14 protein-coding genes and 1 pseudogene are annotated in these 16,029 nt (G+C 69.3%); 12 read left to right on the plus strand and 3 right to left on the minus strand.

Going from position 1 to position 16,029, the window contains the following annotated elements; all coding sequences use genetic code 11:
- The first annotated feature begins 19 nt into the window (after window positions 1-19).
- The 9 genes from M9979_RS01220 to M9979_RS01260 are packed head-to-tail and all read left to right on the plus strand — an operon-like array spanning window position 20 to window position 8,507.
- Window positions 20-925, plus strand: a complete 906-nt coding sequence (locus M9979_RS01220; RefSeq protein WP_254287497.1) for an SDR family oxidoreductase — start codon at window positions 20-22, stop codon at window positions 923-925.
- Window positions 925-2,004: an acyl-CoA dehydrogenase family protein gene (locus M9979_RS01225; protein WP_254287498.1), complete on the plus strand. Its 1,080-nt coding sequence runs from the start codon at window positions 925-927 to the stop codon at window positions 2,002-2,004. The genes M9979_RS01220 and M9979_RS01225 overlap by 1 nt, the downstream gene beginning before the upstream one ends.
- Window positions 2,001-2,792, plus strand: a complete 792-nt coding sequence (locus tag M9979_RS01230) for an SDR family oxidoreductase (protein ID WP_254287499.1) — start codon at window positions 2,001-2,003, stop codon at window positions 2,790-2,792. The genes M9979_RS01225 and M9979_RS01230 overlap by 4 nt, the downstream gene beginning before the upstream one ends.
- Window positions 2,789-3,253, plus strand: coding sequence for a MaoC family dehydratase (locus tag M9979_RS01235; RefSeq protein ID WP_254287500.1), 465 nt, complete (start codon window positions 2,789-2,791; stop codon window positions 3,251-3,253). Before M9979_RS01230 ends, M9979_RS01235 begins: the two co-directional genes overlap by 4 nt.
- A 23-nt stretch (window positions 3,254-3,276) precedes the next feature.
- A complete protein-coding gene (locus M9979_RS01240; protein ID WP_254287501.1) occupies window positions 3,277-3,633 on the plus strand; it encodes a nuclear transport factor 2 family protein in 357 nt (118 codons plus the stop codon).
- 11 nt (window positions 3,634-3,644) lie between these two features.
- The gene (locus M9979_RS01245) at window positions 3,645-4,847 is read left to right on the plus strand and encodes an acetyl-CoA C-acyltransferase (RefSeq protein WP_254287502.1); all 1,203 of its coding nucleotides are present in this window, start codon (window positions 3,645-3,647) and stop codon (window positions 4,845-4,847) included.
- Complete coding sequence (locus tag M9979_RS01250; RefSeq protein ID WP_254287505.1) at window positions 4,847-6,016, plus strand: acyl-CoA dehydrogenase family protein; 1,170 nt, start codon at window positions 4,847-4,849, stop codon at window positions 6,014-6,016. The genes M9979_RS01245 and M9979_RS01250 overlap by 1 nt, the downstream gene beginning before the upstream one ends.
- Complete coding sequence (locus M9979_RS01255) at window positions 6,013-7,572, plus strand: FadD3 family acyl-CoA ligase (protein ID WP_254287506.1); 1,560 nt, start codon at window positions 6,013-6,015, stop codon at window positions 7,570-7,572. The genes M9979_RS01250 and M9979_RS01255 overlap by 4 nt, the downstream gene beginning before the upstream one ends.
- A 2-nt stretch (window positions 7,573-7,574) precedes the next feature.
- Window positions 7,575-8,507: an alpha/beta hydrolase gene (locus M9979_RS01260; RefSeq protein ID WP_254287507.1), complete on the plus strand. Its 933-nt coding sequence runs from the start codon at window positions 7,575-7,577 to the stop codon at window positions 8,505-8,507.
- Here M9979_RS01260 and M9979_RS01265 read toward each other — a convergent pair.
- Genes M9979_RS01265 through M9979_RS01275 form a run of 3 tightly spaced genes read right to left on the minus strand, consistent with a single transcriptional unit; the run spans window position 8,504 to window position 11,734 of the window.
- Window positions 8,504-8,971 (minus strand): YbaK/EbsC family protein, encoded by a 468-nt coding sequence (locus M9979_RS01265; protein ID WP_254287508.1) that lies wholly within the window; start codon window positions 8,969-8,971, stop codon window positions 8,504-8,506. The two genes, M9979_RS01260 and M9979_RS01265, sit on opposite strands and share 4 nt — an antisense overlap.
- Window positions 8,972-8,981: 10 nt before the next feature.
- Window positions 8,982-9,746, minus strand: a complete 765-nt coding sequence (locus M9979_RS01270; RefSeq protein WP_254287509.1) for an SDR family oxidoreductase — start codon at window positions 9,744-9,746, stop codon at window positions 8,982-8,984.
- 35 nt (window positions 9,747-9,781) lie between these two features.
- Window positions 9,782-11,734, minus strand: a complete 1,953-nt coding sequence (locus M9979_RS01275; RefSeq protein ID WP_254287510.1) for a flavin-containing monooxygenase — start codon at window positions 11,732-11,734, stop codon at window positions 9,782-9,784.
- Window positions 11,735-11,902: 168 nt separating this feature from the next.
- Here M9979_RS01275 and M9979_RS01280 point away from each other — a divergent pair, with 168 nt between their 5' ends.
- The 3 genes and pseudogenes from M9979_RS01280 (at window position 11,903) to M9979_RS01290 (ending at window position 16,016) form a co-directional block, all read left to right on the plus strand.
- Window positions 11,903-13,330 (plus strand): aldehyde dehydrogenase family protein, encoded by a 1,428-nt coding sequence (locus M9979_RS01280; RefSeq protein ID WP_254287511.1) that lies wholly within the window; start codon window positions 11,903-11,905, stop codon window positions 13,328-13,330.
- A 16-nt stretch (window positions 13,331-13,346) separates the two neighbouring features.
- Window positions 13,347-14,768 (plus strand): NAD-dependent epimerase/dehydratase family protein, encoded by a 1,422-nt coding sequence (locus tag M9979_RS01285; RefSeq protein ID WP_254287512.1) that lies wholly within the window; start codon window positions 13,347-13,349, stop codon window positions 14,766-14,768.
- A pseudogene (locus M9979_RS01290) lies at window positions 14,765-16,016 on the plus strand (NAD(P)/FAD-dependent oxidoreductase). Before M9979_RS01285 ends, M9979_RS01290 begins: the two are co-directional and overlap by 4 nt.
- Window positions 16,017-16,029: the final 13 nt, after the last annotated feature.

The following is a 16,029-nucleotide window of genomic DNA, read 5'->3' on the forward strand; positions in this document are numbered from 1 at the left end:
TCATGAGGCGGGAACACTGATGGGTATCTGCGAAGGACGCGTGGCGATCGTCACCGGCGCCGGCAACGGCCTCGGCCGCGCCTATGCGATCGGATTGGCGGCGGAGGGCGCGAAGGTCGTCGTCAACGACCTGGGGGTCGGCACGCACGGCGAGGCGGGCGGGACGAAGGGCGCCGCGGAGCGCGTCGTCGACGAGATCCGCGCGGCCGGCGGCGAAGCGGTCGCCAACACCGACGACGTCGCCGACTGGGACGCCGGCAAGCGCATGGTCGAACAGGCGCTCGACAGCTTCGGCGCGCTGCATGCGGTGGTCAACAATGCCGGCTTCGTGCGCGACCGGATGTTCTTCACCTGCTCGCCGGAGGAATGGGACGCGGTCATGCGCGTGCACCTGCGCGGCCATTTCTGTACCAGCCGCCACGCCGCCGAATACTGGCGCGCCGAGGCGAAGGCCGGTCGCCGGGTCGACGCCCGCATCGTCAACACGACGAGCGGCGCGGGGCTGCAGGGCTCGGTCGGCCAGTCCGCCTATTCGACCGCCAAGGCCGGGATCGCCGGGCTGACGTTGGTACAGGCTGCGGAGCTGGGGCGGATCGGCGTCACCGCCAACGCGCTCGCCCCCAATGCGCGGACGCGGATGACCGAGACGGGCGCGTTCGACATGGCCGCCGCCGAGGGTGCTTTCGACGTCTACGCGCCCGAAAACATGGCGCCGCTGGTCGCCTATCTGGTGTCCGCGCGATCGAACGGCGTGACCGGCCAGGTGTTCGAGCTCAAGGGCGGCACCGTGTTCCTGTCGCAGGGGTGGACCGACAGCCCCGCGCACGACAAGGGCGCGCGGCTGGAGGCGGGCGAGATGGACGCGATCGTGCGTGACCTGATCGACCGGCGCGCGCCCGCCAAGCCGGTCTACGGCGCCGCCTGATGGACCTGACGCTGACCGACGAACGGCGGGCGATCCGCGACGCTGCGCGGGATTTCCTGACGGATGCCGCATCGCCGGATCGCGTGCGGGCCGCGGTGGAGGGCGGAACGGGCTTCGACGCGGACCTGTGGCGGGGCCTCGCCATCGAAATGGGCTTTGCCGGGCTGATCGTGCCGGAGGCGCATGGCGGCGCCGGTCTGGGCGCGATCGACATGGCGCTGGTGCTGGAGGAAACGGGGCGCTGCCTCGCCCCCGTGCCGTTCTTCGAAACCGCGGTGGTCGCGGTCACGGCGGTGCTGGCGGGCGGCGATGCGGCGCAGCAGGCGCACTACCTTCCCCGCCTCGCCGCCGGCGCCCGCGTCAGCGTCGCCGGCACCGCCGACCGGCCGACGTTCCGCGCCGGCCGGCTGACCGGCAGCGCCGGCTTCGCGACCTTCGCCCATGTCGCCGAGTTGATCCTGGTGGCGACGGACGACGATCGCATCGTCGTGCTGGAGGCGGATACGCCCGGCCTGACGGTTGCGCCGCTGCCCGGCCTCGACCGGACGCGCCGCTTCGCGCGGCTGACCTTCGACTGCGCGGTCGCGGACGGCGCCGTGCTCGCCCGGCCCGGCGCGATGAGGCAGGCGATGACGATCGGTGCCGGGCTGCTGGCGGCGGAACAGACCGGCGCGGCGCAGTACAGCCTCGACGCGACGGTCGATTACGTGAAGCAGCGCGTGCAGTTCGGCCGTACGATCGGATCGTTCCAGGCGGTCAAGCACATGCTGGCGGACATGATGCTGCTGGTCGAGGCATCGCGTTCCGCCGCGCTCGCCGCCGCCGCAGCGATCGACATGAGCGACGGGGCGGTGGATGCGGAGCGTGACGCCGCCTGCCATGCCGCCCGCGCCTATGCCAGCGACGCGTTCCGGCAGGTCGCCGCCGACGCGATCCAGCTGCACGGCGGCATCGGCTTCACCTGGGAACATCACGCCCATCTCTATTTCAAACGCGCCCGCGCGAGCGCGACCTGGCTCGGCACCGCGGACGCCCATCGCGAGGCGCTCGCCCGCATCATCCTGGAGGACGCCGCATGACCGGCACCGTACCTGTTCCCCCCTACCCCACCCCGCGCGGCCTGCTGGCCGGCAAGACCGTCGTCGTCACCGCCGCCGCCGGCACCGGCATCGGCTTCGCCGTCGCCAGGCGCGCCGCCGAAGAGGGTGCGACGTTGCTCGTCAGCGATTTCCACGAACGCCGGCTCGGCGAGGCGGCGGATCGGATCGCGGCGGAGGCAGGGGTCGCGCGACCGGCGACCTTCGTCTGCGACGTGACCAAGGAAGGCGACGTGCAGGGCCTGCGCGACGCATCGCTCGCCGCGCTCGGCCGGATCGACGTACTGGTCAACAATGCCGGGCTGGGCGGGGAAACCGCGGTGGTCGACATGACCGACGACCAGTGGGACCGCGTGCTCGACGTCACGCTGACCAGCCTGTTCCGCATGACCCGCGCCTTCCTGCCCGCGATGTATGCGAACCGGTCGGGCGTGATGGTCAACAACGCCTCAGTCCTGGGCTGGCGCGCGCAGAAGGGGCAGGCGCATTATGCCGCGGCCAAGGCCGGCGTGATGGCCTTCACCCGCTGCGCCGCGGTGGAGGCCGCCGAATATGGCGTCCGCATCAACGCCGTCGCCCCCAGCCTCGCCATGCACCCCTTCCTCGCGAAGGTGACGACCCAGGAAGCGCTGGCGAAGCTGGTCGAGAAGGAAGCGTTCCGCCGCCCCGCCGAGGTCTGGGAAGTCGCCAATGTCATGATCTTCCTGGCGAGCGAATTGTCGAGCTACATGACCGGGGAAATCGTGCCGGTATCGAGCCAGCACGCATGACCGCGCCGGCGATCTTCGAGCATCCGTCCGCGTTGCGAGGCGCCGAGGGCACCGCCCTCGGCCCGACCGACTGGCTCGCGATCGAACAGACGCGCGTCGACGGCTTCGCCGAGGTCACGGGCGACCATCAGTGGATCCATGTCGACGTCGATCGCGCGAAGGACGGCCCGTTCGGCGGGACGATCGCGCACGGCTATCTGACGATGAGCCTGGTCAATTTCTTCCTGCCACAGCTGATCGAGGTGCGCGGCTTCTCGTCGGCGGTCAATGTCGGCGCCGACCGGCTGCGCTTCCTCGCGCCGGTGACCGTGGGCAGCCGCATCCGGGCGACCGGCGAGATCGTCCACGTCGAGGAAAAGGGCAGCGCGATCCAGTCCGTCGTCCGCGTCACCGTGGAGATCGAGGGCGGCGACAAACCCGCCTGCGTCGTCGACACCATCAGCCGCTATTTTCCGGAGTAAGCCCCATGCCAGATCCCGCCAGGATGGAAGCCGCCGTCCGCGCCTATGTCGCCGCCTTCGATGCCGGCAGCGCGGACGACGTCGCCGCGCTGTACGCGGCGGATGCGACCGTCGAGGACCCGATCGGCGCGCCGATCCATCACGGCCGCGCGGCGATCCGCGCCTTCTACGCCGGAGCGATGCAGACCGGGGCGAAGTTGCGGCTCGACGGCCCCGTACGGATCGCGGGGGATTATGCGGCCTTCGCCTTTTCGGTGCATCTCGAATATGACGGCGCGCGCAGACGTATCGACGTCATCGACACGTTCCGCTTTAACGCCGCGAACGAGGTGGTCGAGATGCGGGCCTTCTGGGGGCCTGCCAACATGACCGGTTTTTGAGAGGATTATCCATGCGCGAAGCAGCGATCGTTTCCACCGCCCGCACCGGCGTCGGCAAGGCCTATCGCGGGGCGTTCAACGATACCGAGGCCCCCGTCCTGTCGGCACACGTCGTCGATGCCGCGATCTCGCGCGCGGGGATCGATCCGGCGCGGGTCGACGACGTCTATCTGGGTGTCGGCAACCACTGGAACACGCAGAGCTACAATCTGGGCCGGCTGACGGTGCAGGGATCGGTGCTGCCCGATGAGACCGGCGGTTTCACGCTCGACCGCAAATGCTCGTCGGGCCTCAACGCGCTGGCGCTCGCCGCGCGCGGCATCATGTGCGACGAGATCGACGTGGCGGTCGCCGGCGGGATGGAAAGCATCTCGCTGACCATCAACAAGCATGCGCCCGCCTTTCGCAACCGCTCCGAATTCGTGAAGGCGCACGATCCCCATGCCTATATGGCGATGATCGAGACGGCCGAGATCGTCGCCGACCGCTATGGCGTCAGCCGCGAGGATCAGGACCATTTCGCCGCCCGGTCGCAGCAGCGCGCGGGCGCGGCACAGGCGGCGGGCCGGTTCGCCGACGAGATCGTGCCGATCACGGTCACGCGCGCGCTGTTCGACAAGCAGGGCAACGAGACCGGCAAGGAAGAGGTAACGGTCGGCAGCGACGAAGGCGTCCGCCCCGGCACCACCTATGAGGCGCTGGCGGCGCTGAAACCCGTGTTCAAGGACGGACTGGTCATCCAGGAGGGCCGGCATATCACCGCGGGCAATGCCAGCCAGCTGTCGGACGGCGCGTCCGCGCAGGTGGTGATGGACCTCGCCACCGCGCAGAAGGAAGGGCTGCCGGTGCTGGGCCTCTATCGCGGGTTCCAGGTCGCCGGGTGCAAGGCGGAGGAGATGGGCATCGGCCCGGTCTTCGCCATCCCCAAGCTGCTCGCCCGCGCCGGTCTGACGATCGACGATATCGGCCTGTTCGAGATCAACGAGGCCTTCGCCAGCCAGGCGCTCTATTGCCAGCGCAAGCTGGGGATCGACCCCGACAAGCTGAACGTCAACGGCGGCGGGATCGCGATCGGCCATCCGTTCGGGATGACGGGCAGCCGGCTGGTCGGCCACGCGCTGATCGAAGGCAAGCGGCGCGGGGTGAAGTACGTCGTCGTCTCGATGTGCGTGGCCGGCGGGATGGGCGCGGCCGGATTGTTCGAGGTCGCCTGATGGCCCAAGCGTACGCGCCCGAGCTGAAGGCCTTTCGCGACGAGGCGGCGACGTGGTTGCAGGCGCAACTGTCCGGTCCGTTCCGCGCGATCCGGGGGCAGACCAACCAGGTCGACAATGTCGAACAGCGCCGCGCATGGGAGGCGGCGCTGGGCGACGCCCGGTGGAGCGTGATCGGCTGGCCAGAGGCCTGGGGCGGGCGCGGCGCCAGCATCGCGCAGCAGATCGTGTTCGCGGAGGAATATGCCCGCGCCAAGGGGCCGCCGCGGGTCGGGCATCTGGGCGTCGAGCTGCTCGGCCCGACGCTGCTCGCAATGGGCAGCGAGGACCAGAAGCAGCGGTTCCTGCCCGACATCGCGGCCGGCCGCGCGATCTGGTGCCAGGGCTATTCCGAGCCGGGTGCCGGCTCCGACCTGGCCAACGTGAAGACCAAGGCACGCGCCGAGCGTGACGGCTATCGCGTCGACGGCCAGAAGGTCTGGACGTCGATGGGCACGATCGCGGACTGGATCTTCGTCGTGGCGCGAACCGAGCCGGGGAGCGTCGGCAACAAGGGGCTGTCGTTCCTGTTGATGCCGATGGATCAGCCCGGCGTCGACGCGCGGCCGATCCGCCAGATGACCGGCGAGGCGGAATTCGCGGAGGTTTTCTTCGACGATGCCGAGGCGCTGGCGATCGACCGGATCGGCGCCGAAGGCGACGGATGGCGGGTCGCGATGGCGCTGCTGGCGTTCGAGCGCGGCGTCTCGACGCTGGCGCAGCAGATGAGCTTTCGCACCGAGCTCGACGAAATCGTCGCCGCGGCGAAGGCCAATGGTGCCGCGACCGACCCGCTGATCCGGCAGCGGATCGCGCAGGCGCACGCCGGCCTGACGATCATGCGCGCCAACGCGCTGCGCATGCTGGCGAACGGCGAAGACGGCGCGCTGTCGGGCGCGGGGTTCACCTACAAGCTCTACTGGTCGCGCTGGCACGTCGCGCTCGGCGAACTGGCGATGGACGTGCTGGGGCAGGACGGCGAGATCGGCGCGAGCGAGGAGCGGTTCGACGGCCTCGCCAACATGTTCCTGATGAGCCGCGCCGACACGATCTACGCCGGCACCGACCAGATCCAGCGCAACATCATCGCCGAACGCGGGCTCGGCCTGCCGCGGGAACCGCGGGGATGACCGGCGAGGCCCCCCTTCCCCCGACGATCCCGCACGCCGCCGCCGCCGCCGCGCGCCGCTGGCCCGACGCGCCGGCGCTGATCGTCGACGACCGGCAATGGAGCTTCGCGGCGCTGTGGCAGGACGCGCGCGCCGCGGCGTCCGCCTTCATCGCCTCCGGCATCGCGGCGGGCGACCGCGTCGCGCTATGGGGTCCGAACACGCGCGAATGGATATTGGCGGCGCTGGGCGCGCAGACGATGGGCGCGACGATCGTGCCGCTCAACACGCGTTTCAAGGGAGCGGAAGCAGGCGACATCCTGCGCCGGTCGCGTGCGCGGCTGGTCTTCGCTCCGGAAACCTTCCTCCAGACCGACTATCGCGCGCTCCTCGCCGGCGAGGACCTGCCCGACCTGATCGGGATGGTGCATCCGGATACCGGCTGGGACGCGTTCGTCGCGCGCGGGCGGGGGGCGGACGATCCCGCGGTCGATGCCGCCTTCGCTACGCTGACCGGGGAGACGATCGCCGACATCATCTTCACCTCCGGCACCACCGGCGCGCCCAAGGGCGTGCTGACCGCGCACGGACAGGCGGTGCGCGTCTTCGCCGACTGGGCCGACCGCGTCGACCTGAGGACGGGCGATCGCTACCTGATCGTCAATCCGTTCTTCCACACCTTCGGCTACAAGGCCGGCTGGGCGGCGTGCCTCGCCCGCGGCGCGACCATCGTCCCCCAGCCCGTGTTCGATGCCGCCGAGAGCGCGCGGCTGATCGAGCGACACCGGATCACCTTCCTGCCCGGCCCACCGACCATCTACCAGTCGCTGTTGCAGGAGCTCGCCGGCGACCGGCCGCGCGATTTCTCCAGCCTGCGCGTCGCGGTGACCGGCGCCGCGCCGGTGGCGCCCGCCCTGGTCGAGCGGATGCGGGCGGAACTGGGCATGGGCAACATCGTCAACGGCTATGGCATGACCGAATGCGGCGCGATCGCGATGACCTGCCAGGGCGACGACGCCGAGACGGTCGCGCATACCGCCGGCTGCCCGCTGCCCGGCATCGAGGTGCGCTGCGTCGATCCAGAGGGCCGCGACCTGGCCCCCGGTGAGGCCGGCGAATTCCTGGTCCGCGGCCATGCGGTGATGCAGGGCTATCTCGACGATCCGGTCGCGACCGCAGAGGCGATCGACGGCGACGGCTGGCTCCACACCGGCGACATCGGCACGATCGATGCGCGCGGCTATCTGGCGATCACCGATCGCAAGAAGGACATGTACATCTCCGGCGGGTTCAACTGCTATCCGGCCGAGATCGAGAAGCTGCTGAGCGGGCATCCCGCGATCGAGATGGCCGCGATCGTCGGCATTCCCGACGAACGGATGGGCGAGGTCGGCAAGGCGTTCGTCGTGCTGCGCCCCGGCGCGAGCGCGGATGCCGCAGCGATCACCGCCTGGGCGCGGGCGAACATGGCGAATTATCGCGTGCCCCGGCACATCGTCTTCGCGAAGGAACTGCCGCGCAATGCCGGCGGCAAGATATTGCGCACCGCATTGCGCGACATGACCAGGGAGAATTGAGGATGGCGCTGGACCCGATGATCGAGGGCATGCTGTCGCAGCAGCCCGCATGGCCCCCCGTGCGCGGGGTTCCGCTTCAGGAACTGCGCGCGAACGTGCGCGCGACGTCCATCCAGATACCGCCGCCCGCCGTCACGCTGGCATCGGTGGCCGACCGCGCCGTCCCCAGTCCCGCTGGCGACATTCCCGTGCGGGTCTACACGCCGGAGGGCGCCGGCCCCTTTCCGGTCGTGGTCTATTTCCACGGCGGCGGCTTCATCCTCGGCGACCTCGACACGCAGGACATGATCGCGCGCGGGCTGGCCGGTGGTGCCGGTGCGCTGGTCGTATCGGTCGATTACCGCCTCGCCCCGGAACATCCCTTTCCCGCTGCGACCGACGATGGCTATGCGGTGGTGCAATGGATCGCGGCGCACGGCGCGGAGATCGGCGGCGATCCCGCGCGTATCGCGGTCGCGGGCGACAGTGCCGGCGGCGTGCTGGCCTATGCGATGGCGCTGCAGGCGCTGAACGCGGGCGGACCGCGCCTCGCCGCCGTCGTCAACTGGTACGGCCCCGCGCAGCATCCCGTCCCCGATGGCGGCAGCATGGCCGAATTCGCGGACGGCCCGATCGTCCGCGCGGACGATGCGCATTATTTCCACGAACTCTACATCACCGACCCCGCACAGGACGGGGACTACCGGGTCAGCGCCACGCGCGCGCCGGACCATCGCGGCCTGCCGCCGCACCTCATCGGCAGCGCGGAATGCGATCCGCTCCGCGACGTCACGGAAATGTATGCCCCCGTGCTGCGGGCGGCGGGCGTCGAGGTCGAGGTGAAGCGCTATCCCGGCATGGTCCACGGCTTCGTATCGTGGGTCGGCTTCCTGCCGGGCGCGCAGACCGCGATGGCGGACGCCTGCGCGTTCCTGAAGCGCGCTTTCGCGGATTAATCAGGCGTGCGGCACAGGTCGGCCCAGCACGCGCCGGCCAGTGACGCCAGCCGTTCGGGCGACAGACATACCGACGTCGTCGGCGATCCCGCCGCGGGATAGACCTGCGCGAAGCGGCGCAACGACATGTCGCACCATATCCGCAATGGCGTCGCCAGCCCGAACGGACAGACGCCGCCGACCGGATGCCCGGTCAATGCCGCGACCTCGCCCGCGTCCAGCAGCCGCGGGCGGGCACCCAGCGCGTCCTTCACCTTGCGATTGTCGAGGCGGGCGTCGCCGCAGGCGACCACCAGCACGACCTCGTCGCGGACGCGCAGCGACAGCGTCTTGGCGATCTGCGCGGGCAGGACGCCCAGCGTCGCGGCCGCTTCCGCCACCGTGGCGGTGCTCGCCGCCTGCTCGATGACGGCGATGTCGGGGGCATGATCGGCGAGGAAGCGCCGAACCGATTCGAGACTCATGGCCGCGGTGCTATGCCGCGCCTTTGACCAGTTCAAGGAACAACGGGCGCTCGCCGCCGCCATGTACCTCCAGCCGTGCGCCGCTGACATAGGCGGCGCGCGGCGAGGCGAGGAACGCCACCGCATCGGCGATATCTTCGCCGCGCCCCATCCGGCCGAGCGGCAGCGTCGCGGCGATGCGGGCCTGCACCGCCTGCGAGCCATAGGTCATCGCGGCATCCGCTGTCTCGATCAGGCCGACCACGATGGCGTTTACGCGCACCTCCGGACCCCATTCCTGCGCGAGGCTGGTCGTCAGGCTCAGCAGTCCGGCCTTCGCCGCGCCGTAGATCGCGGTATCGGGCGACGGCCGCACGCCGCTGATGCTGGCGATGTTGACGATCGACCCGCGCCGCGCGCGCAGATGGGGATAGGCCGCCTGCGCGACGTGGAGCGGCGCCAGCAGGTTGAGCTGCACGATCCGTTCGGAAAAGCGCGGGCTGGCGCTCGCCGCCTCCGCCTGCGGCGATCCGCCCGCATTGTTGACCACGAGGTCCAGCCCGCCATGCGCGACGACGATGTCCTGCACCAGCGCGGCGGCGGCGGCGGGATCGCGGATGTCGCAGGGATGAAAGCCCGCGCTCCGTCCGTCGACCGCGATGTCCGCATCGGGTGCGGTTCGGCCGCATGTCGCCACCGTCCACCCGTCGCCGAGCAGCCGGCGCACGATCGCCGCACCGATCCCGCGGGTGCCGCCGGTGACCAGCGCGATCCTGCCGGTGTTCTCGCTATCCATCCCGTCTCCCTTCGGCCGCAGCACCGCCGCCCCCATCAATGCAGGTCGAAGTGATCCTTGTCCGGCATCCGCATCGCGTTCCAGTAATCGACCAGCCGATAGGGCCAGGACATGAAGTTCCGCTTGTTCGCGTTGTTGTAATAGCTGTTGGCCTTGGGATGGCTCCAGATCATCTGCCGCATGCGGGTCGCGATCTGTTCGTTCCACGCCTCGAACGGTTCCTGCCGCGCTTCCACCGCGCGGTGGCCGGCGGCGACCGCCCAGTCGAGGCATTCGATGATATAGTTCACCTGCACTTCGGAGATCAGGTTCTGGCCGGCGGCGTGGTTGGGTGCGCTGTTGGGGCCGACGGTCATGAAGTAATTGGGATAGCCCGGCACCGTGACGCCCAGATAGGAGCGCGGATCGTCATAGCCCCATTCGTCGCGCAGCGACCGCCCGCCGCGGCCATGGATGTCGAGGTTGCCCATCATGTTGGCGACGTCGAATCCGGTCGCGCAGACGATCACGTCGACCTCATGTTCGGTCCCGTCCTCCATACGGATCGCGGTTTCGGTGATCTCGGCGATGCGGCCATTGTCCAGCGCGACATTGTCGCGCTTCAGTGCGTCGAACCAGCCGTTGTCGAGGATGATGCGTTTGGAGAAGATCGGGAAATCCGGGGTCAGCCGCTCGATCAGGTCGGGCCGGTCGGCGAATTTCGCGTGCAGGTGCGCCAGCGCATATTGGCGCATCCCCTCGTTCAGCGCCGATACCGACGGCGAATCGGCCGGCCAGTCGGGGTCCATCAGGACGTTGCCGAACAGGCCGTCGGCGGCGAACCAGTAGACGCGGAACCGGAACCATTCGCGAAAATGCGGGATATGCCGCAACGCGAACTTCATGCCGGGCGACACCTGGTCGGCGATCTCGGGATTGTAGAGCACCCAGTGGCGGGAGCGCATGAAGACGGTGAGCTGCTCGACCTGCGGCGCGATCGCCGGCACCAGCTGCGCGCCGCTCGCCCCCGTCCCGATCACCGCGACCCGCTTGCCGGTCAGGTCGAGCGACGGATCCCAGGTCGCGGTATGCAGCTTGCGCCCGTGGAACCGGTCGAGGCCCGGGATGTCGGGCCATTTCCAGCGGTTGAGCGGGCCGTGGCCGTTGATGACGGCGTTGACGCGCAGCACCTCCTCCTGGCCGTCGGCGCGGCGCACCGTGACGTCCCACATCGCCGTGTCGTCGTCATAGGCGAGCGCCGTCACCACCGAGTTGAACTGGACATGGCGCCGCACGTCGTACTTGTCGGCGACATGCAGCAGATATTGCTGCATGTCCGCGCCCACCGGATGATAGGTGGTCCATTCGGGCGTGATTTCGAACGAATAGGAATAGAAGTGGCTGGGCGTATCGACGCCGACTCCCGGATAGCGGTTCTCGTACCAGGTGCCGCCGACTTCCGGGTTCTTCTCGATCACGACATGGTCGTAGCCCGCCTCGGTCAGCTTGATCGAAGCGGCCATGCCGGTCAGCCCGGCGCCGATCACCAGCACCTTGAAGTCCGCCGGCGGTGCGGCGCGGCCGGATCGCTCGCGACGCGGCACCGGCTGCTCGAAGCCGATCTGGTCCATCAGCAGCGGCAGGAACTCGTCGTCCACCGGCTCGCCGACGCCGACGCTCATCATCCGCTGCATCAGTGCCTGTGACGGCGCATCCGTACGCGCCGCGCCGGGCGTGACGAGGACATGGTGCAGCTTTTCGCGCAGGTCCGTCTGGCACTCGACGGGAATGTCGGTTCCGGGCATGGCGAAGGGCGGGTGGATATAGTTCTGGAAAACGTCGAGCATCGCGGCGTCGTGGGTGAGGTGAACATACACCATCAGCAGCGTCTGGACGTTGGCCTCCGCCAGCGCGGCGCGCAGATCGGGCGTATCGGCCATCGGCAGGCGGCGGTCCTGCCAGTCCAGTGCGATCGACCGATCCTCGCCTGCCCCGAGCTGCGTAGCCATGTCCTGTTCCTCTCCGCCGCATTGACCGCGACAATCCCGCGCCGATACAGGATTCGGGCGCAAACGGTCAATATATGCGTCCACATTATCATTAAGCGCTACGCAAATCGTTGCCACTGACGAGGTTTCGTCATATTTCACGCAGAACAACGGCGAAATGGAGAGACGATGCGCGATCACGGCAACCTGATCGACGGCGAATGGATCGCGGGTGGCGAGCTTCGCACCAACGGCAATCCCAGCGACGCGAATGACGTGATCGGCGACTTCGCGGCGGCGGATGCCGGGCAGGTCGCCGACGCGATCGCCGCGGCCCGCCGGGCGCAGCCGGGCTGGGCGCGCAAGGCCGCGTCCGAACGCGCCGCCGTGCTGGCGACCGCCGCGGCGGAGTTGCAGACGCGTGCGCCGGAACTGGGCGAACTGCTGGCGCGCGAAGAGGGCAAGACGCGCGCCGATGCGGTCGGCGAGGTCGTCCGCGCCGCGCAGGTCCTGCACTTCTTCGCCGCCGAGGCGGTGCGCGCGATCGGCGAGAAATATCCCCCGGTTCGCCCCGGCGTCGATGTCGACGTCACGCGCGAGCCGGTCGGCGTCGTCGGCATCATCACGCCGTGGAACTTCCCGATCGCGATCGCCGCGTGGAAGATCGCGCCGGCGCTCGCTTACGGCAACGCCGTCGTGTTCAAGCCCGCCGACCTGACGCCGGCCAGCGGCTGGGCGCTGGTCGAGATCCTGCACCGCGCCGGGGTGCCGGCGGGTGTCCTCAACCTGGTGATGGGGCGGGGATCGGTGGTGGGCGACGCGATCGTCGATGGCGTCGATGCGGTCAGCTTCACCGGCTCGGTCCCCACCGGCCGCCGTATCGCCGCGCGCGCGATCGGCAACATGGCGCGGCTGCAGCTGGAGATGGGCGGCAAGAACCCGTTCGTCGTCCTCGACGATGCCGACCTCGACATCGCGGTCGCCTGCGCGGTCAACGGCGCGTTCTTCCAGACCGGGCAGCGCTGCACCGCGACCAGCCGGATCATCGTCGCCGACGGCATCCACGATGCCTTCGTCGATCGGGTGAAGGCGGAGATGGCGGCCCTGCGCATCGGCCACGCGCTAGATTCCGAGACGCAGATCGGCCCGGTGGTCGATGCGCGGCAGTTGCAGACCGACCTCGACTATATCCGCCTCGCCCGCGAGGAAGGGTGCGAGGTGATCGGCGGCGACCCGCTCGAACGCCCCACCAAGGGGCATTTCCTTTCGCCCGCCCTGCTGCTGGGCGCCGACAACACCATGCGCAGCAGCCGCGAGGAGATTTTCGGGCCGGTCGCCAGCGTGATCCGCGTGCGCGACTATGACGAAGCGCTGGCCGTCGCCAACGACACGCCGTTCGGCCTGTCGTCGGGCATCGCCACCACGTCGCTGAAACATGCCCGCGACTTCCAGCGCAACTCGGCGGCGGGGCTGGTGATGGTCAACGTGCCGACCGCGGGGCTGGACTATCATGTGCCGTTCGGCGGACGGAAGGCGTCCAGCTATGGACCGCGCGAACAGGGCAGCTACGCCCGCGAATTCTACACCACCATCAAGACCAGCTACATCCTCAGCTAAAGGCGCGAGCGACCCCATGTCCGATACCCGCAAGACCGTCTTCCTCACCGGTGCGACCGGCAACATGGGCCGCGAGGCGGTGAAGCGCATCGCCGAACGATCCGCCGACCTGCGGCTGCGCGTGCTGGTCCGCCCGGAAGAGCGCGACCATCCGGTCGTGCGCGACATCCAGCGCCGCGCGCTCGCCGAGGTCGTGTGGGGCGACCTGACCGACCCCGCGTCGATCCGGCAGGGTGTGGCCGGCGCGGACGTCGTGCTGCACGTCGGCGGGCTGGTGTCCCCCGCCTGCGATCGGATGCCGCCCGAGGTGGTGACGCGCGTCAACGTCGGCGGCGCGCGCAACATCGTCGACGCGATCAAGGCGGAGGGAACGGCTGCCACGACGCGGCTGGTCTACATCGGCACCGTCGCGCAGACCGGCAGCCGCAACGCCCCCATCCACTGGGGCCGCACCGGCGACCCGATCAAGATCAGCACCTACGACCATTATGCCGTGACCAAGACGCAAGCCGAGGCGGTGATCGCCGAAAGCGGCATCCGTCACTGGGTATCGGTGCGGCAGAGCGGGATGGCGCATTACGACCTGTGGCGTCTGTTCGACCCGATCATGTTCCATAATCCGCTGAACGGCGTGTTCGAATGGTCGACCGCCAACGACAGCGGACGCCTGATGGCGGCGGTGTGCGGCGACGCGGTGCCGGACGCCTTCTGGCGCGGCTTCTACAATATCGGCGGCGGCGCGACCTCGCGCGTCGTCAATCACGAATTCATGGCCGGCACCATGCCGACCTATCGAAAGGTGCTGCGCCCGCACTGGTTCGCCACGCGCAATTTTCATGGCCAATGGTATGCCGACAGCGACAAGCTGGAGGCGCTGGTGCCGTTCCGCGAACAGTCGATCCACGACTATCTGGCCGAGGCGCCCCGGCACATGCCCTGGATCGCCCGTGTGGTGCCGAAGCTGCTGCCCGGTGCGGTGCGCAAGCGGATCGAGGGGCTGGCGAAGGCGCCCGACGGCTCGCTCCACTGGTTCGACACCGACGACCAGCCGCATATCCGCGCCTATTTCGGGTCGCGCGCGGCATGGGAGGCGATCCCGCGCGACTGGGCGCATTTCACGCTCGACCAGCCGTCGCGGCAGCCGGTGCTGCTCGACCACGGCTATGACGAGGCGCGCGGACCGGGAGAATGGACCGCCGCCGACCTCGCCGGGGCGGCGGCATTCCGCGGCGGCGCCTGCCATGCGACGGAAAGCGGCGATCCGGACACGCCGGTGGAATGGAGCTGCGCGCATGGCCACCGGTTTGCGATGACGCCCAATCTGATGCTGGCGGGCGGGCACTGGTGCCCGACCTGCATGATCGACCCGGCGACCTATCCCGCCACCGCGGAGCGCAGCCCTTATTTCGCGCAGGTCTGGACGCAGGAACGCGAATGACCGTCACACGGGACGATGAATTTCACGATGTCGTTATCGTCGGCGCGGGGCACGGCGGCGCACAGGCGGCAATAGCGCTGCGCCAGGGTAGATTCGCCGGCACCATCCTGATGATCGGCGACGAGCCCGATCCGCCCTACGAACGCCCGCCTCTGTCGAAGGACTATCTCGCCGGCGCCCGGACCTTCGAGCGCATCCTGATCCGCCCGCCCGGTTTCTGGATCGAGCGCGACGTCGCGCTCAGGCTCGGCGAGTGTCGAGACGGTCGATCCCGTCGCGCATCGGATCACCACCGCTGCGGGCGCCCGGATCGGCTATGACCGGCTGATCTGGGCAACTGGCGGCGCGGCGCGGCGGCTCGATTGCGCAGGGCGCGATCTGGCGGGAGTCCACACCGTCCGCACCCGCGCCGACGCCGACCGGATGATGGCGGAGCTCGCGAGAGTCCGGCGCACGATCGTGATCGGTGGTGGCTATATCGGGCTGGAGGCGGCGGCGGCGCTCGCCAAGGCGGGTAAGTCGGTCATCCTGCTGGAGGCGCAGGACCGCCTGCTGGCGCGCGTCGCCGGCGCTCCGTTATCGCGCTTCTACGAGGCGGAACACCGGGCCCACGGCGTCGACATACGCCTGAACGTCGTGGTCGACTCTATCCTCGGCGCGGACGGTCGGGTCACCGGCGTCCGGCTGGCGGACGGCGCCTGCATCGCGGGCGAGATGGTGATTGTCGGGATCGGCATCGTTCCCGCGGTCGCGCCGCTGCTCGCCGCCGGGGCAGCGGGAACCAACGGCGTGCGCGTCGACGCGCAGACGCGCACCACCCTGCCGGACGTCTTCGCGATCGGCGACTGCGCGCTCCACGCCAATCGCTTCGCCGACGGTGCCGAGGTCCGGCTTGAATCGGTGCAGAACGCCAATGATCAGGCGGTGGTCGCCGCGAAAACGATCCTGGGCATTCCCGCCACCTACGACGCGGTTCCCTGGTTCTGGTCCAACCAGTACGATCTCAAGCTGCAGACGGTCGGGTTGTCGGGCGGGCACGACGCGATTGTGGTGCGCGGCGATCCGGCGAAGCGGAGTTTCACTCTCGTCTATCTGCGTGCCGGCCGTGCGATCGCGCTCGACTGCGTCAACGCGGTCCGCGACTATGTCCAGGGCCGCGGGTTGGTTGAGGCCGGCGCGACGATCGACCCGATGCTGCTCGGCGATGGCTCGATCGCCTTGAAGGGCATGATCGCAACCGCAAAGTAGGAGATGCGACGGC

The organism is Sphingomonas liriopis (assembly GCF_024211255.1).
In the GTDB taxonomy this organism is placed as follows: domain Bacteria; phylum Pseudomonadota; class Alphaproteobacteria; order Sphingomonadales; family Sphingomonadaceae; genus Sphingomonas; species Sphingomonas liriopis.